Source organism: Plantibacter sp. VKM Ac-2880 (assembly GCF_015351235.1).
In the GTDB taxonomy this organism is placed as follows: Bacteria; Actinomycetota; Actinomycetes; order Actinomycetales; family Microbacteriaceae; genus Plantibacter.
Map to the genome: position 1 here is coordinate 1649376 of NZ_JADKSJ010000001.1, position 14862 is coordinate 1664237.

Here is a 14862-nt window from a genome sequence, read left to right on the forward strand (position 1 = left end):
CGTGGCATTGCAGCCGCTGCCCGACTACCCCTGGGACCTCATGGCCCCGTACGCGGAACGGGCGCGTCGGCACCCGGACGGCATCGTCGACCTGTCGATCGGGTCGCCGGTCGACGCGACGCCGGACCTCATCCGCGATGCCCTGCGCGAGGCCACCGACGCCCACGCGTACCCCACGACGATCGGGACCCCCGAACTCCGGCAGGCGATCATCGCGTGGTTCGCCCGCCGTCGCGGTGTCGGCGGACTGACGCCCGACGCCGTCCTGCCGACGATCGGTTCCAAGGAACTGGTGGCCTTGCTCGCCTTCCTGCTCGGGCTCGGCGAGGGCGACACGGTCGTCCATCCGGTCGCCGCCTATCCGACGTACGCCGTCGGCGCGGCGATCGCGGGTGCCGGCGCGGTCGCGGCCGACGACCCCGCCGAGTGGCCCGAGAGCACCCGCCTCGTCTGGCTCAACTCGCCGGGCAACCCGGACGGTCGAGTGCTCTCGGTCGAGGAACTGCGCGCCGCGTTGCTGCGGGCACGCGAGCTCGGCGCCGTCCTCGTGGGCGACGAATGCTATGCCGAACTCGGCTGGGAGGGGGAGTGGTCCGACACCCCGACCCCGTCGGTGCTCGACCCTCGCGTGACCGACGGAGACCTGAGTGGCGTCCTCGCGATCTACTCCCTGAGCAAGCAGTCGAACCTCGCCGGGTACCGTGCCGCCTTCCTCGCCGGAGACGAACGGCTCGTCAAGCGCCTGGTCACCGTGCGGAAGCACGCGGGACTCATGCTGCCGGCCCCGCTCCAGGCGGCCATGGTCGCCGCCCTGGGTGACGACGCGCACGTGGCCGAGCAGAAGGCGCGGTATCGCGCTCGGCGCGAGGTGCTGCTCCCGGCGGTCCGCGAGGCAGGCTTCCGGGTCGATCACAGCGAAGCCGGCCTCTACCTGTGGATCACCGAGGGTCGCGACGCGTGGTCCAGCATCGACCGCCTGGCGTCCATCGGCATCCTCGGAGGCCCTGGCGTGTTCTACGGAGATGCCTATCCGGATCACGTGCGCCTGTCATTGACGGCGAGCGACGAGCGGATCGCCACGGCCGCCGAGCGACTCCGAGGCGTCCGCCCGATTTCAGGGTGAACTCCAAGGAAGTCGTCGGATCACTGTGGGAAACAGCAGTGGGCCCGGAACCCGATTAGGCTGTATGTGACACGCCGTCGTATCGGAGGGCGATGTCCAGTCCCTATCGCACGAAGATACGAGGAGGCGCCGTGGGCGACGTCGAGAAACAGGCTTCCACCGAGACGCAGCAGGTCACCCTGAACTACCCCGGCGGAACAGCCGAATTCCCGATCCACCGGTCAGCCCAAGGCGCGTCGAGTATCGACGTCTCCTCGCTCACCCGGCAGACCGGCCTGACGACGCTCGACTACGGGTTCGTCAACACGGCGGCCACCAAGTCGGCGATCACCTACATCGACGGCGACCAGGGCATCCTCCGCTACCGCGGGTACCCCATCGAGCAGCTCGCCAAGCAGTCGACGTTCCTCGAGGTCGCCTGGCTCCTGATCCACGGCGAGCTCCCCACCGCCGACGAACTCGGCGGGTTCGACGAGAAGATCCGTCGTCACACCCTGCTGCACGAGGACCTCAAGCGGTTCTTCTCCGCGCTGCCGCACACCGCGCACCCCATGGCGGTGCTGTCCAGCGCCCTGCAGGCGATGTCCACGTACTACGAGTCGGACGCGAACCCGCACGACCCCGACCACGTCGAGCTCACCACGGTCCGCATGCTCGCGAAGCTCCCGGTCATCGCGGCGTACGCGCACAAGAAGTCGGTGGGCCAGGCGTTCCTGTACCCAGACAACTCCCTGAGCTTCGTCGACAACTTCCTCAAGCTGAACTTCGGCAACCTGGCCGAGCCCTACGAGATCGACCCGGTCCTGTCGAAGGCCCTCGACCTGCTCCTGATCCTCCACGAGGACCACGAGCAGAACGCGTCGACCTCCACGGTCCGTCTGGTCGGCTCGACGGGCGCCAACCTGTACGCCTCCGTGTCAGCGGGCATCAACGCCCTCTCGGGGCCACTCCACGGTGGCGCCAACGAGGCCGTGCTGCAGATGCTCGGTCGGATCCAGGAGTCCGGTGAGGGCGTCCAGCGGTTCGTCGACCGCGTCAAGAACAAGGAAGACGGCGTGAAGCTCATGGGCTTCGGGCACCGCGTCTACAAGAACTACGACCCGCGGGCCAAGCTCGTCAAGGAGAGCGCCGGCGAGGTCCTCCGTGCACTCGGGATCAACGACCCGCTGCTCGACCTCGCGCAGGAACTCGAGCAGATCGCCCTCGAGGACGACTACTTCAAGGAGCGGAAGCTCTACCCGAACGTCGACTTCTACACGGGCGTCATCTACAAGGCCATGGGCTTCCCGACTCGCATGTTCACGGTGCTGTTCGCCATCGGGCGTCTCCCCGGATGGATCGCGCACTGGCGCGAGATGAACCTCGACCCGCAGACCAAGATCGGTCGCCCGCAGCAGCTGTACACGGGTTCGCCCGAGCGGTCCTTCCCGACGCGCTAGTCGCGCCTCGGCCGGTCACGACGAGAACGGCCCCGCATCCGAAGATGCGGGGCCGTTCCGTGTCTGTGACCGGGGACGCCGAACCGGCCGTCCGGTCCCTGAGTCGGTTTGTCCGGTCCCTGAGCCGGTTGTCCGGTCCCTGAGCCTGTCGAAGGGCTCAGGCGTGCAGGGCCGCGTTCAGCTCGACGCCGGAGCCGGAGCGGGGAAGGACCTCCACAGCCCCCGTGAGCGAGTTGCGCCGGAACAGGAGGTTCGGCACCCCGGAGAGCTCGACGGCCTTGACGGTGCGCGGAGCCCCCTCGGCGGTCGCGGCGGCTCCGGCGAGGACGACCTTGGTGCCGGCCGTCACGTAGAGGCCTGCCTCGACGACCGAGTCGTCGCCGATCGAGATGCCGATGCCGGAGTTCGCCCCGAGGAGCGCGCGCTGGCCGATGGCCACCCGCTGCGTGCCTCCACCGGACAGGGTGCCCATGATGGACGCGCCGCCACCGATGTCGCTGCCGTCACCGACGACGACACCCTGGGAGATGCGGCCCTCGACCATGGACGACCCGAGGGTGCCGGCGTTGAAGTTGACGAAGCCCTCGTGCATGACCGTCGTCCCTGGGGCGAGGTGGGCGCCGAGCCGGACGCGGGAGGCATCGGCGATCCGCACCTTGTCCGGGGTCACGTAGTCGAGGAGCCGTGGGAACTTGTCGATGCCGGTCGCGTGGATGCCGGCGCGGAGGAGCGACGGCCGGAGTCGGTCGAAGTCGGCCGGGTGCACCGGTCCTGCATTGGTCCAGACGACGATGGGCAGGTGCGCGAAGACGCCGTCGAGCGAGATCGTGTTGGGGCGGACGAGCAGGTGGCTGAGCAGGTGCAGCCGCAGGTAGGCGTCCGGCGTGCTCGCCGGGGCGGCTTGCAACTCGATCTCGACGGTGACGATGTCGATCCGGACGGCCCGCCGGTCGTCGTCGGTCACGAGGGCCTCGAGCTCCGCCGGAACGATCCAGCGGTCGCGGCCCTCGGGGATCCGGCCGAGCGTCGGCTCGGGGAACCAGGTGTCGAGCACGGTTCCGTCGGCGGCGATCGTCGCGAGGCCGGAGCCCCAGGCGTGCGTAGGAACGGGCGTTTCGGCAGTCGCGGCAGTCATGGCTCCAGGGTAGCGGCGAACGTCCGGGGAGACGGCCGACGCCCAGGGTGGGGGCCAATACACTGGTTCCATGCCAGCCGATGTCCCCGTACTCGACCTGTCCGTCTCCTCCGTGGAACTCACCCGGCAGTTGTGTGACATCGCCTCCGTGTCGGGGGATGAGGCTCGGATCGCCGACGCGGTGGAGGCGGCGCTCGACGGGTGCGACCACCTCACGATCGTGCGCGACGGCGACACGGTGGTCGCGTCGACGTCCCTCGGCCGCGCGCAGCGGGTCATCATCGCCGGCCACCTCGACACCGTCCCGATCAACGGCAACGTCCCGACCCGCTTCGAGGAGCACGCGGGCGAGGCGACGCTGTGGGGGCGAGGAACGGTCGACATGAAGGGTGGTGTCGCCGTGCAGTTGAAACTCGCGGCCGAGCTCACCGATCCCATCGTCGACATCACCTGGATGTGGTACGACAACGAGGAGGTCGCGTCGGACCGCAACGGTCTGGGTCGGCTCGCGAAGCACCACCCGGAGCTGTTCGTCGGGGACTTCGCCATCCTCGGGGAGCCCAGCAACGCGGGCGTCGAGGGCGGGTGCAACGGCACCCTCCGCGTCGAGGTCAGCGCCTTCGGCAAACGCTCGCACGCGGCGCGGAGCTGGGTCGGCGTCAACGCCATCCACGCGATCTCGCCGGTCCTCGCGACGCTCGCCGCGTACACCCCTCGTGAGGTCGAGGTCGACGGGCTCGTCTATCGCGAGGGCGTCAACGCGGTCGCCATCCACGGCGGCGTCGCCGGCAACGTGATCCCGGATCTCGTCACCGTCGAGGTGAACTACCGGTTCGCGCCCAGCCGGACGGGAGCGGAGGCACTCGCCCACCTCGAGGAGCTCTTCTCCGGCTTCGAGGTCGTGCAGACCGATGTCGCGGAAGGTGCCCGCCCGGGCCTCGACGCGCCGATCGCCCAGGACTTCCTGGCGGCGGTCGGGGGGACGCCGGCGCCGAAGTACGGCTGGACGGACGTCGCCCGCTTCTCCGCCCTGGGCGTGCCCGCGGTCAACTACGGCCCGGGTGACCCATTGCTCGCGCACGCGGACGACGAACGCGTCCCGCTCGCCCAGATCGAGGAGTGCGAGCGGGGCCTCCGCGCCTGGCTGCAGGGCACCGATGGCCGCTGACGCGGAGGTCCGGGTAGCGGTCGACGAACGGCCCTCGATGCTCCGGCGGTGGGTGCGCCTGCCCGTGTGGGGGCGCATCGGCATCGTCTACGTGCTGTCCCGGCTCGTGACGACGGCGATGTTCGCGCTCGCGAGCCTCCTGTCGGCTCCGGACTCCCGGTTCGGCGCGTTCCCCTCGCTCGGCACCCTCGCTGCGGGGTGGGACGGCCAGTGGTACTGGTGGATCGCGACGTACGGTTACCCGAGCCAGCTGCCGCTCGACAGCGCCGGGCGGGTCGCCGAGAACGCCTGGGCCTTCATGCCCGTCTATCCCGGTGCGGTGAAGGGGTTGTCGGTCGTCACGTTCCTGCCGTGGCCGGTCATGGCGGTGCTCGTGTCCCTGGGTTGCGGGTTCGGCAGCGCGCTGCTGTTCCACCGGCTGATGCGGACGCGTCTGGACGCCGGCCGGTCGATGTTCGCCGTCGTCCTGTTCTGCATCGCACCGCTCAGCGCCGTGTTCCAGCTCGCCTACGCGGAGTCGATGTTCCTCCTCCTGCTGACGCTGGCGCTTTTGCTCCTCGTGACCCGCCGGTACGGGTGGTTGCTCGCGGTCATCCCGGTCATGGCCTTCACCCGCCCCGGGGTCCTGGCGTTCGCGCTCCTGCTCGGACTCCACCTCGTCGTTCGGGTGGTCACGCGACGCCGCGACCCGGTCGCCAGGCGCGAGGTCCTCCTCATCCTCGTCGGGGGAGCGCTGGCCGCGGTGGCGGGCTTCGCCTGGATGGTCATCGCCGGTCTGGCGACGGGCCGTCCTGAGGCGTACCTGCAGACCGAGCTCGCCTGGCGCGCCGCCTTCATCGGTGAGCAACCGCTCGTGCCGTTCTCGGCGTGGATCCAGGGCGGGCAGTTCTGGTTCGGGGATGGGCCAGGCCTCGTGGTCGTCCTCGCCGTCTTCGTCGGCTCCGCGCTCCTCCTGTTCGTCCCGGCGGTCCGTCGCCTCGGCGTCGACCTCCGGCTGTGGGTGGCGTCGTACCTGCTGTACCTCTTCGCGGTCTTCTTCCCGCAGACGAGCGTCTTCCGACTGCTCGTCCCGGTCTTCCCGCTCCTCGGCGCGTTCGCCGTCCCGCGCAACCGGTGGTACCGCGGTGGCGTCGTCGTCCTCTCCCTGGCGCTCCAGTGGTGCTGGATCTTCGTCATGTACGGCCTCGCGAACGCCTATTGGACCATTCCGTAGCCGTTGATCGGGCGTCATCCCGCGCCTCGCCGCGTTCAGGATTATCACGAGCCCCCGTGATACGCGATAATGGGGGTCAGTCGAATAACGAGAGGGGACTCGCATGGCCGCAATGAAGCCACGCACCGGAGACGGGCCAATGGAGGCCGTGAAGGAGGGTCGGCTCATCATCGTGCGAGTGCCTCTTGAAGGGGGAGGGCGTCTCGTCGTGTCGGTCAACGACGCAGAGGCTCAAGAACTGCACGATGCACTCGCGGGTGTGGTGAGCGCGGGCTGAGCCCCGTCACCGACGCCGCATGAGCTGAGAACCGGCCGTCATCATCGCCCCAGGGCGAGGGTGGCGGCCGGTTCGTCGTACTCGGTGATCAGACGCCGGGCTTGGTGATCTGCAGCAGGCCGTCTCCGGCGGGGGAGAGGGCGCTGACGACCGCTTCGGACGCCGAGATCTCCTGGACGAGCGACCGGAAGAGACCCGTGGTCTCGTCGCGCTGTGTCGGGTCGGCGACCTTGCCTCGCCAGAGTGCGTGCGGCACGAGGACGGTTCCGCCGGGCCGGACGAGTCGGAGACCGTGCTCGACGTACTCGATCACGGATCCCGGGTCGCCGTCGACGAGCACGAGGTCGTAGGAGTTCTCGTTCATGCGGGGCAGGACGTCGAGCGCGCTGCCGGTGATGAGTCGGATGCGGTTGGCGGTGATGCCGGCTTCCGTGAACGCCGCCTTGGCCTGTTGCTGGTGCACGATCTCCGTGTCGATGGAGGTCAGCACCGCGTTCGTGGCGCCGCGGAGCAACCACAGTCCGGAGACGCCCGTCCCGGTGCCAACCTCGACAATGGACTCGGCGCGGGTCGCCGCGGCGACCACCGCGAGCTGTGCGCCGATCGCCGGGGAGATCGCCTCCACGCCGAGTTCGTGCGCATGCGCACGCGCAGTGTGCATCGCAGCGCTCTCGACGACCACGTCGCCCGCGTACTTCCAGTTGAGATTGTGTTCTGACACCTTGCCTCCGGATCTCAGCGTATGGCCTGCAACGGCTCCGCGAGCTGAGGCTCGCGCGGTAGTCTGATGACGTGTTCGGTCTGACGTTCGACAAACTCCTCATCATCGGGGTCATCGCCGTGTTCCTGCTCGGTCCCGAACGTCTGCCGTACTACGCGTCGCAGCTGGCGAGGCTCGTCCGGACGCTCCGCGACCTGGCCTCCGGCGCGAAGGACCGGATGCGCGAGGAGATGGGTCCGGAGTTCGACGAGGTCGACTGGAAGAAGCTCGATCCCCGTCAGTATGATCCCCGCCGCATCATCCGCGAGGCCTTGCTCGACGATGAGCCACCGGTGACGCCGACGACCGCCCCCTTGGAGCCGGCACCGGCCGCTGCCGCTACCGCACCGTCTCTCGAGAAACCGAAGTCGATCCAGGCGTCGACAGACGAGCGTCTCCGCCGTCTGGCCGCCGGCGAGACGGCAGCACCGCCGTTCGACCTCGAGGCCACCTGAGTCCCGAGCGCGCTGCCTGACGCTTCCGCGCCGACCGCTTCAGCTCGTGCTGACGCCCAGGCGCCGTCCGGCCAGGCCACGTGGACGGGCCGCGAGCTGCCCCGCCAGACGGAGGATCTCGGCGGCCGCCGGATCCGCCGGGTCCGAGAGCACGACCGGTCGTCCGGCGTCGCCGCCCTGCCGGAGCGTGACGCTCAGTGGGACGGAGGCGAGTAGCGGTACCGGTTCGGTCTGACCGACCGAGAGCCGTGTGGCGAGTGCCTCGCCGCCACCGGTGCCGAACAACGGCAGGATGCTGCCGTCGGGCTGTGGAAGGCCGGCCATGTTCTCGATGACGCCGTACACGCGTTGGCCGGTCTGTCGCGCCACCACCCCGCTGCGCTCCGCGACCTCGGCGGCGGCGGGTTGCGGCGTCGTGACGACGAGCACCTCGGCGTGCGGGAGCAACTGGCCGATCGAGATCGCGACGTCCCCCGTGCCCGGCGGGAGGTCGAGCAACAGGACGTCGAGGTCGCCGAAGAACACGTCCGTGAGGAACTGCTGGATCGTGCGATGGAGCATCGGCCCGCGCCAGGCGACGGCGACGGCGGTGGTCCCGTCGGTCGGCGCGTCGATGAACATGCCGATCGACACGACCTTCACGCCGTGCGCGACGGGCGGAAGGATCATGTCACCGACCTGGGTCGGCTTCACGGCGACGCCGTTCTCGACGAGGCCCAGCAGGCCCGGGATGGAGAAGCCGTGGACGTCGGCGTCGACGAGCCCCACCCGCAGGCCGCGGGCGGCGAGGGCGACGGCCAGGTTGGCGGTCACCGTGGACTTGCCGACGCCACCCTTGCCGCTTGTGACCGCGTACACCCGCGTCAGTGAATCCGGGCCGAACGGGACGCCGCGCGCACCGCGTCCGCCCCGGAGCCGATCGGTCAGGGCCTGCCGTTCCGCCGTGGACATCACCTGGACGTCCACCGCGACCCGCCTCACGCCGGGCGTCGACGCGGCGGCCTCGCGGACGTCGCGTTCGATGCTCGTCGCCGCCGGGCACCCCACGATCGTGAGTTTGATCGTGATGTCGGCCGCGCCCTGATCGTCGACGTCGATCGAACCGACCATGTCGAGTTCGGTGATCGGCTTGCGGATCTCGGGGTCGATGACCCGCCCGAGCGCGGTCCTGATCCGGTCGGCGAGCTCCGCGTCAGCCACGCCGACGCTCTGGCCCGTCGTGCTCGGGCTGATCGGCGCGGTCCCGGTCCAACTCCTCGAGCAGGGAACGCAGCTCGGCGCGGATGAAGTCCTTCGACGCCATGTCCTTGAGCGCCAGGCGCAGCGCGACGACCTCGCGGGCGAGGTACTCGGTGTCGGCGAGGTTGCGCTCGGACCGCTGACGGTCCTGTTCGATCTGCACGCGGTCGCGGTCGTCCTGACGGTTCTGGGCGAGCAGGATGAGCGGCGCGGCGTAGGACGCCTGGAGGGACAGCACCAGGGTCAGCGCGACGAAGCCGATGTCGACGGAGTCGAACCGCAGCGACATCGGGCCGTACGTGTTCCAGGCGATCCAGAGGATGACGAAGAGGGTCAGGCCGACGAGGAACCAGGGCGTCCCCATCGCCCGGGCGATCCACTCGGTGAACCGGCCGAAGCGGTCGCGCGAGGCGGGCGCGCGCCGGATGGAACGGACGGAGCTGCGCAGCCCCTTGGGCGCGTCGAGTCGGACTTCATTGCGGGGAGCTCGTGCCACGACCTGCCCTCCTTCCGTTCGATCCGATGCGCTGTTCCGCAGCCGGGAGTTCGTCGTTCTCGTCGATGCTCCGCCAGTCGTCGGGGAGGAGGTAGTCGAGCACGTCGTCGATCGTCACGACCCCGAGCAGCCGATGCTGCTCGTCCACGACGGGGACCTGGACGAGGTTGTAGCTCGCGAGGATGCGCGAGACCTCGGCGGCCGAGGTGCGGACCCCCACCGGATCGAGACTCTGGTCGAGCAGGGTGCCGAGCCGCTCGTGCGGCGGGTACCGGAGCATCCGTTGGAAATGGACCATGCCGAGGAATCTGCCCGTGGGCGACTCGTACGGCGGCAGCGTGATGCAGACCCCGGCGGCCAGAGCGGGGGCCAGCTCGGAGCGCCGAATGGACGCCAGAGCCTCGGCGACCGTCGCGTCGGCCGAGAGGATGATCGGTTCGGTCGTCATGAGCCCACCCGCGGTCTCCGGGTCGAACCGGAGCAGCATGCGGACGTCCTCGGCCTCCTCCGGCTCCATGAGCTCGAGGAGGTGTTCACCGCGATCCTCGGGGAGCTGGGCGATGAGATCGGCCGCGTCGTCTGGTTGCATCTGGTCGAGGACGTCGGCGGCGCGATCGTCGTCGAGTTGCGCCAGGATGTGCACCTGGTCGGTCTCGGGCATCTCCTCGAGGACGTCGGCGAGCCGGTCGTCGGACAGCTCCTCGGCGACCTCGATCATCCGGTCGCGCGGCAGATCGAGGAGCGTGTTGGCGAGGTCCGCCGGCTTCAGATCGGCGTAGGTCGCGATCAGCTGCTCGGCCGACTGCGCCTCACCGAGTTCCTGCTCCTCCCGCAGTTCGTTCCAAGTGGCGAAGGTCGTCGGACCCTTGACGAAGGGTGAGGCCGTGGTCTTCGGGCGTCGGACGAAGAGTTGCGACACCTGCCACTCGCCTGGCCCCTGCTCCTCGATCGCGACGTCCTCGATCGTCGCCTCCTCGCCGTTCGCCCGGAAGACGACGCGTCGTCCGAAGAGTTCGGCGATCACCCGGACCTCACCGCCGCGCTGTTCGAACCTGCGGACGTTGATGAGGCCGGTGGTGATGATCTGACCGGCACCGATGCTCGTGACGCGTCCGATGGAGACGAAGACGCGTCGTTTGCCCGGAATCTCCACGATCAGGCCGACGACGCGCGGGGACTTCCCGGTGCGGTAGACGACGAGCACGTCCCGGACCTTACCGACACGATCGCCCGCGGGGTCGAAGACGGTGCACCCGGCGAGCCTGGCGACGAACACTCTGGTTGCACTCACGCCTACTAACCTACCCGCCGGTGGCCTGCCAGGAGGGACCCCTCGGGGTGGGATGAGAGGATAGGGGTATGAGTGATCCGCGACAGTTCGGCCGCAAGGGCGCCCCGGCGCTCGGTGTCATCCCGCGAGGCGAGACGGTGGCCAGCTACGACAGCTACGAGTCCGCGCAGGCCGCGATCTCGTCCCTCGCCCACACCGACTTCCCGGTCAAGGAGATCTCGATCGTGGGCAGCGACCTGAAGAGCGTCGAACGCGTGACCGGGCGGCTCAGCTACGGGCGTGCCGCGGGCGCCGGAGCAGTCAGCGGTGCCTGGCTCGGTCTGTTCCTCGGACTCGTCCTCGTCATCTTCAACCCGGAGACGAACCTCATGCTGCTCGGCGCGGCGGTGCTCATGGGTGCCGCGTTCGGCATGCTGTTCGGCATCGTCTCCTACTCGGTGACGCGGAAGCGTCAGGAGTACACCTCGGCCACCCTCGTCATCGCCACGCGGTACGACCTCGTCGTGGGTGACGAACTCGCGAACCGGGCGCGCAACCTGCTCGAGCGCGGCCCGGCGTCCGACGCGGGCTGACCCCACGGCGTCGGACGTCGAGCCGCCGGGCGACCAGCGGGCCTCAGCGGGCGAGCCAGGCCTCGACCTCGTCGGCGGTGCGCGGGATGCCTGCGGACAGGTTCTCCGCGCCGTCCTCGGTCACGAGGATGTCGTCCTCGATCCGGACGCCGATGCCCCGGTACTCCTCGGGCACCGTGAGGTCGTCGACCTGGAAGTACAGCCCGGGCTCGATCGTGAACACCATGCCCGGTTCGACGATCGCGTCGGCGTACATCTCGCGCCGCGCCTGGGCGCAGTCGTGCACATCCGTCCCGAGGTGGTGGCTCGTGCCGTGGACCATGTACCGCCGGTGCTGCTCGTTCTCCTTGAGCAGCGCCTCCTCCGCGCTCACGGGGAGCAGTCCCCACTCGGCCGTCTTACGGGCGATGACAGCCATCGCCGCAGCGTGCACCTCGCGGAACCGGATGCCGGGGCGGACGATGGCGAAGGCTTCGTCCGCGGCCTCGCGGACGGCTTCGTACACTCGACGCTGCACCTCGGTGAAGGTACCCGAGACCGGGATGGTCCGGGTGATGTCCGCCGTGTAGTAGCTGTCGAGCTCCACGCCGGCGTCGATCAGGATGAGGTCGCCCGGGAGGACCCGTCCGTCGTTCCGTGTCCAGTGGAGGATGCAGGCGTGGGGCCCTGCGGCGGCGATGGTCTCGTAGCCCACGCCGTTCCCGTCCGCACGGGCGCGACCCGCGAAGACGCCCTCGACGATGCGCTCGCCGCGCTCGTGTGCGAGCACCTTGGGCAGCTCGGCGATGACGTCGTCGAACCCTCTCGCGGTCGCATCGACAGCGAGACGCATCTGGGCGATCTCGTACCGGTCCTTCACGAGGCGCATCTCGGAGACCGCCCGCGTGAGGTCGGCGTCGACGTCGACCGTGAGGTCGGCCGCGTCAGCGTGGAACGCCGAGAGGTCTGCCGTCTCGACCGCGAGGTCGGCGGCCACCTGGGCCAGTGACGGACGGGCTCCGATCCAGAACTCGCCGATGGCGGCGTTCGTGTAGAACTCGTCGGTGTCGCGTCCGGCCCGCTCCCGGAAGTACAACGTCGCGGTGTGGCCGGACTCCTCCGGGTCGAGGACGAGCACGCTGTCCGGCTCGGCGTCCGCGGCCCAGCCCGTGTAGTACGAGAAGGCCGAGTGCGCCCGGTACAGGTAGTCGGTGTCGTTCGAGCGCTGCTTCATCCCACCCGCGGGGAGGACGAGGCGCTGACCGGGGAACAGCGCCGAGAGCCGGTCGCGACGGGCCGCGGCGAGGCTCGCCGTCTCGCGTGGTTCCGGAAGGACCTCGGGGCGCTCGGCCCAACCGGTGCCGATGAACGCGCGGAAGCCCTCTGACCAGGCGGCCGCCCGGTTGGAGGTCGCCTCGGTCTGGACGGTGTTCGAACTGGATGTGTCTGCGGAAGTCGCCATGGTTCCATTGTCGCACCGGGACCGAGGCGCCGGTCCGTCGGTCAGCGTGAGGACCTGGGGAGCAGGGTCGCGACCACCGGGCGGTGGTCGCTGCCCGTGCCGTCGACGTCGGTCAGCACATGGGCCGACACGGACACCCATGTCGGACTGGCCATCACGTGGTCGATCGGCGCGCCGAGGACGGCGGGCAGCTCTGTCGGCCAGGTGCCGAGCCCTGCGGCGGCGTCCGCTGCCGCGGCGTCGTCGCAGTCGCCCAGGTCGCCGTCGCCTCGCAGACCGGCCAGGTGGTCGAGCGTCGCGTTGAAGTCGCCCGCCATGATGACGTCGGTGCCGGCGACGCAGCGACCCGCGAGGTCGGCGAGCTCCGCTCGCCAGTCGTCGAGCCTGCTCGGCAGCGGAGCCGTCGTGTGGACGGCGACGAGTGTCGGCCCACGCCCGAGGACCGGGTCCGCGATGAGGGTCTCCGAGTCCTCGATGGCCGTCGACCCGTTCGCGGAGGGGGCGCGGACCGCGTACTCGCCGAGCCCGGTGCTCACGAGCAGGCTCGTCCCGTGGGCGTCCGATGCCGTCGAATGCGCCACCATGGGTCGGCCGGAGGCGGTCATCGCGGCTGCCACCGCACCGGCGGCTGCGGCGGAGGTCTCCGGCAAGGACACGACGTCGGCGCCTTCGCGGACCGCGATGGCCGCGATCGTGCCCGGGTCGACCGCGTCGCCCAAGGTGTTCCACGCCAGAACGGTGACCTGGTCGGCGAGGTCGGTCGCCTCACCCGCGACCATCCGGTCGTCGATGCCTCGACTCGCGGTGACGACGGCACCGGTCACCGAGACGGCGGCGAGCGCCGAGGCGAGCACGAAGGGGAGCACCCGGCGGGATCCCCGCAGCAGGACCCCCACGACGACGGCCAGGAGTGCTGCGCCCGCCGCCAGGATCGCGAGCAACAGCCGGAACGCGCTCAGCTGGACGATGATCTGCGTCTGCTCCAGACCGAACAGGCCGGGAAGGATGGCGACGCCGAGCAGGACCGTGACCGCTGTCGCGATCACGGCCGCGATGACGCCACCGACGGTCTTCAGCATTCGCGCCAGCGTAGGCGAGCGGTCTGGGAGTCACCGGAGGACGAGCTGCGACTAGGGTGGAACCGTGGTGAGCGCTCGAGACATGCACGGTCCCGCCGATCTGCACACGCACTCGAGTGTCTCGGACGGCACGGAGACGCCGACGCAGCTCATGCGCGCGGCCGGTGCCGCGGGGCTCGGCACCATCGCCCTCACGGACCACGACTCCACCGCCGGCTGGGCCGAGGCCTCCGTCGAGTCGCGTCGGCAGGGCATCACCCTGCTCCCCGGCATGGAACTCAGCACCCGGTACGAGTGGCGGAGCGTCCACCTGCTCGCCTACCTCATCGACCCGCTCAACGGCGACCTCCTCCAGGAGACCGCCAAGATCAGGGAGTCCCGCCTGCGCCGGGCCGAGGCCATCGTGGCTCGGATCGGCGGCGACTACCCGCTCTCCTGGGCCGACGTCCTCGCGCAGACCCGAGAGGGTGCGACGGTCGGCCGACCGCACATCGCCGACGCGCTCATCGCCCTCGGGATCGTGGCGGACCGGGGCGAGGCCTTCGACGGCATCCTGCACCCCCGCACCGGCTATTACGCGCCGCACTACGCCCCGGACCCGCTCACCGCAGTGCGGTTGGTCCGTGCCGCCGGCGGCGTCCCGGTCATCGCCCACCCGGTTCCCGCCGGTCGTGATCGCATGCTGCCCGAGCCGTACTTCCGCGAACTGGCCGACGCGGGCTTGTTCGGCCTGGAGATCGAGCATCGCGAGAACACCGAGGAGGGCAAGGTCGTCGTGCGGCGGATCGCCTCCGAGCTCGGTCTCGTCGCCACCGGCTCGAGCGACTACCACGGGACGGGGAAACCGAACCGTCTCGGGGAGAACACGACCGACATGGACGTCGTCCGGCGCATCGTCGACGAGGCCACCGGCTCGGAACCCGTCCTGCCGAACTGACCCCCCGGCGCGTCCGGAGTGCCCTTCGACAGGCTCAGGGACCGGTGGTGTTCCGGCAGGGCATCTTCCGTCCACTCAGGTGGAGCGGGGTGTTCCGATCGGACGTCTCCCGGGCACTGAGCTTGTCGAAGCGCCCACGGGGCTCTCGTTGATCCAAGGAGGCGCCGATCGAGATGCCCACGGCGGCGCCGCAGCGTCGAGCGCAACGCTCGCGACATGCAGAACGCCCGCACCCGG

At 69.9% G+C, this 14862-nt stretch carries 15 protein-coding genes; 8 read left to right on the forward strand and 7 right to left on the reverse strand.

Annotated features, from left to right (window positions below):
- Position 1 precedes the first annotated feature (1 nt).
- Both dapC and ITJ57_RS07945 read left to right on the forward strand, forming a co-directional pair.
- Positions 2–1123 (forward strand): succinyldiaminopimelate transaminase, encoded by a 1122-nt coding sequence (gene dapC / locus ITJ57_RS07940; RefSeq protein WP_370582265.1) that lies wholly within the window; start codon positions 2–4, stop codon positions 1121–1123.
- Between the two features lie 179 nt (positions 1124–1302).
- Positions 1303–2562, forward strand: coding sequence for a citrate synthase (locus ITJ57_RS07945; protein ID WP_056011358.1), 1260 nt, complete (start codon positions 1303–1305; stop codon positions 2560–2562).
- A 157-nt stretch (positions 2563–2719) separates the two neighbouring features.
- On the opposite strand, the gene dapD is transcribed toward ITJ57_RS07945, so the two are convergent.
- Complete coding sequence (gene dapD / locus ITJ57_RS07950; protein WP_194669566.1) at positions 2720–3697, reverse strand: 2,3,4,5-tetrahydropyridine-2,6-dicarboxylate N-succinyltransferase; 978 nt, start codon at positions 3695–3697, stop codon at positions 2720–2722.
- A gap of 70 nt (positions 3698–3767) precedes the next feature.
- Between dapD and dapE the strand changes: the two genes are divergently transcribed.
- From dapE to ITJ57_RS07965, 3 genes are all read left to right on the forward strand, one after another.
- Positions 3768–4865 carry a succinyl-diaminopimelate desuccinylase gene (gene dapE / locus ITJ57_RS07955; protein WP_194669567.1) on the forward strand — a complete coding sequence of 366 codons (1098 nt, stop codon included), beginning with the start codon at positions 3768–3770 and terminating at the stop codon, positions 4863–4865.
- Positions 4855–6078, forward strand: a complete 1224-nt coding sequence (locus ITJ57_RS07960; RefSeq protein ID WP_228506538.1) for a hypothetical protein — start codon at positions 4855–4857, stop codon at positions 6076–6078. The genes dapE and ITJ57_RS07960 overlap by 11 nt, the downstream gene beginning before the upstream one ends.
- Before the next feature lie 103 nt (positions 6079–6181).
- Positions 6182–6355, forward strand: a complete 174-nt coding sequence (locus tag ITJ57_RS07965; RefSeq protein WP_079002123.1) for a DUF3117 domain-containing protein — start codon at positions 6182–6184, stop codon at positions 6353–6355.
- An 88-nt stretch (positions 6356–6443) separates the two neighbouring features.
- Here ITJ57_RS07965 and ITJ57_RS07970 read toward each other — a convergent pair whose 3' ends face one another.
- Entirely contained in the window at positions 6444–7076 is a 633-nt protein-coding gene (locus ITJ57_RS07970) for an O-methyltransferase (protein ID WP_194669568.1), read from the reverse strand.
- Positions 7077–7147: 71 nt separating this feature from the next.
- Between ITJ57_RS07970 and ITJ57_RS07975 the strand changes: the two genes are divergently transcribed.
- A complete protein-coding gene (locus ITJ57_RS07975; RefSeq protein ID WP_194669569.1) occupies positions 7148–7570 on the forward strand; it encodes a Sec-independent protein translocase TatB in 423 nt (140 codons plus the stop codon).
- A gap of 39 nt (positions 7571–7609) precedes the next feature.
- On the opposite strand, the gene ITJ57_RS07980 is transcribed toward ITJ57_RS07975, so the two are convergent.
- From ITJ57_RS07980 to ITJ57_RS07990, 3 genes are read right to left on the reverse strand one after another with little or no spacing between them, the layout of a single operon-like run.
- Positions 7610–8770, reverse strand: a complete 1161-nt coding sequence (locus tag ITJ57_RS07980) for an Mrp/NBP35 family ATP-binding protein (RefSeq protein WP_370582266.1) — start codon at positions 8768–8770, stop codon at positions 7610–7612.
- Complete coding sequence (locus ITJ57_RS07985) at positions 8763–9305, reverse strand: DUF1003 domain-containing protein (protein WP_194669570.1); 543 nt, start codon at positions 9303–9305, stop codon at positions 8763–8765. The genes ITJ57_RS07980 and ITJ57_RS07985 overlap by 8 nt, the downstream gene beginning before the upstream one ends.
- Positions 9283–10596, reverse strand: coding sequence for a magnesium transporter MgtE N-terminal domain-containing protein (locus ITJ57_RS07990; protein ID WP_056007255.1), 1314 nt, complete (start codon positions 10594–10596; stop codon positions 9283–9285). Before ITJ57_RS07990 ends, ITJ57_RS07985 begins: the two co-directional genes overlap by 23 nt.
- Positions 10597–10664: 68 nt before the next feature.
- Here ITJ57_RS07990 and ITJ57_RS07995 point away from each other — a divergent pair, with 68 nt between their 5' ends.
- On the forward strand, positions 10665–11168 hold the full coding sequence (locus tag ITJ57_RS07995; protein ID WP_056778286.1) for a general stress protein: 504 nt from the start codon (positions 10665–10667) through the stop codon (positions 11166–11168).
- Between the two features lie 43 nt (positions 11169–11211).
- Here the strand turns inward: ITJ57_RS07995 and ITJ57_RS08000 are convergent, their stop codons facing one another.
- Together ITJ57_RS08000 and ITJ57_RS08005 are read right to left on the reverse strand one after the other, a co-directional pair.
- On the reverse strand, positions 11212–12609 hold the full coding sequence (locus tag ITJ57_RS08000; RefSeq protein WP_194669571.1) for an aminopeptidase P family protein: 1398 nt from the start codon (positions 12607–12609) through the stop codon (positions 11212–11214).
- A gap of 41 nt (positions 12610–12650) precedes the next feature.
- Complete coding sequence (locus tag ITJ57_RS08005; protein WP_194669572.1) at positions 12651–13688, reverse strand: endonuclease/exonuclease/phosphatase family protein; 1038 nt, start codon at positions 13686–13688, stop codon at positions 12651–12653.
- A gap of 82 nt (positions 13689–13770) precedes the next feature.
- On the opposite strand from ITJ57_RS08005, the gene ITJ57_RS08010 reads away from it, so the two are divergent.
- The gene (locus ITJ57_RS08010; protein ID WP_194670344.1) at positions 13771–14625 is read left to right on the forward strand and encodes a PHP domain-containing protein; all 855 of its coding nucleotides are present in this window, start codon (positions 13771–13773) and stop codon (positions 14623–14625) included.
- The last annotated feature ends 237 nt before the right edge of the window (positions 14626–14862 follow it).

Bases quoted from the DNA above. Each gene is read 5' to 3' on its own strand.
- ITJ57_RS08000 (WP_194669571.1), bottom strand. From the start codon at position 12,609: ATGGCGACTTCCGCAGACACATCCAGTTCGAACACCGTCCAGACCGAG.
- ITJ57_RS07995 (WP_056778286.1), top strand. From the start codon at position 10,665: ATGAGTGATCCGCGACAGTTCGGCCGCAAGGGCGCCCCGGCGCTCGGT.
- dapD (WP_194669566.1), bottom strand. From the start codon at position 3,697: ATGACTGCCGCGACTGCCGAAACGCCCGTTCCTACGCACGCCTGGGGC.
- ITJ57_RS07965 (WP_079002123.1), top strand. From the start codon at position 6,182: ATGGCCGCAATGAAGCCACGCACCGGAGACGGGCCAATGGAGGCCGTG.
- ITJ57_RS08005 (WP_194669572.1), bottom strand. From the start codon at position 13,688: ATGCTGAAGACCGTCGGTGGCGTCATCGCGGCCGTGATCGCGACAGCG.
- ITJ57_RS08010 (WP_194670344.1), top strand. From the start codon at position 13,771: ATGCACGGTCCCGCCGATCTGCACACGCACTCGAGTGTCTCGGACGGC.
- ITJ57_RS07960 (WP_228506538.1), top strand. From the start codon at position 4,855: ATGGCCGCTGACGCGGAGGTCCGGGTAGCGGTCGACGAACGGCCCTCG.
- dapE (WP_194669567.1), top strand. From the start codon at position 3,768: ATGCCAGCCGATGTCCCCGTACTCGACCTGTCCGTCTCCTCCGTGGAA.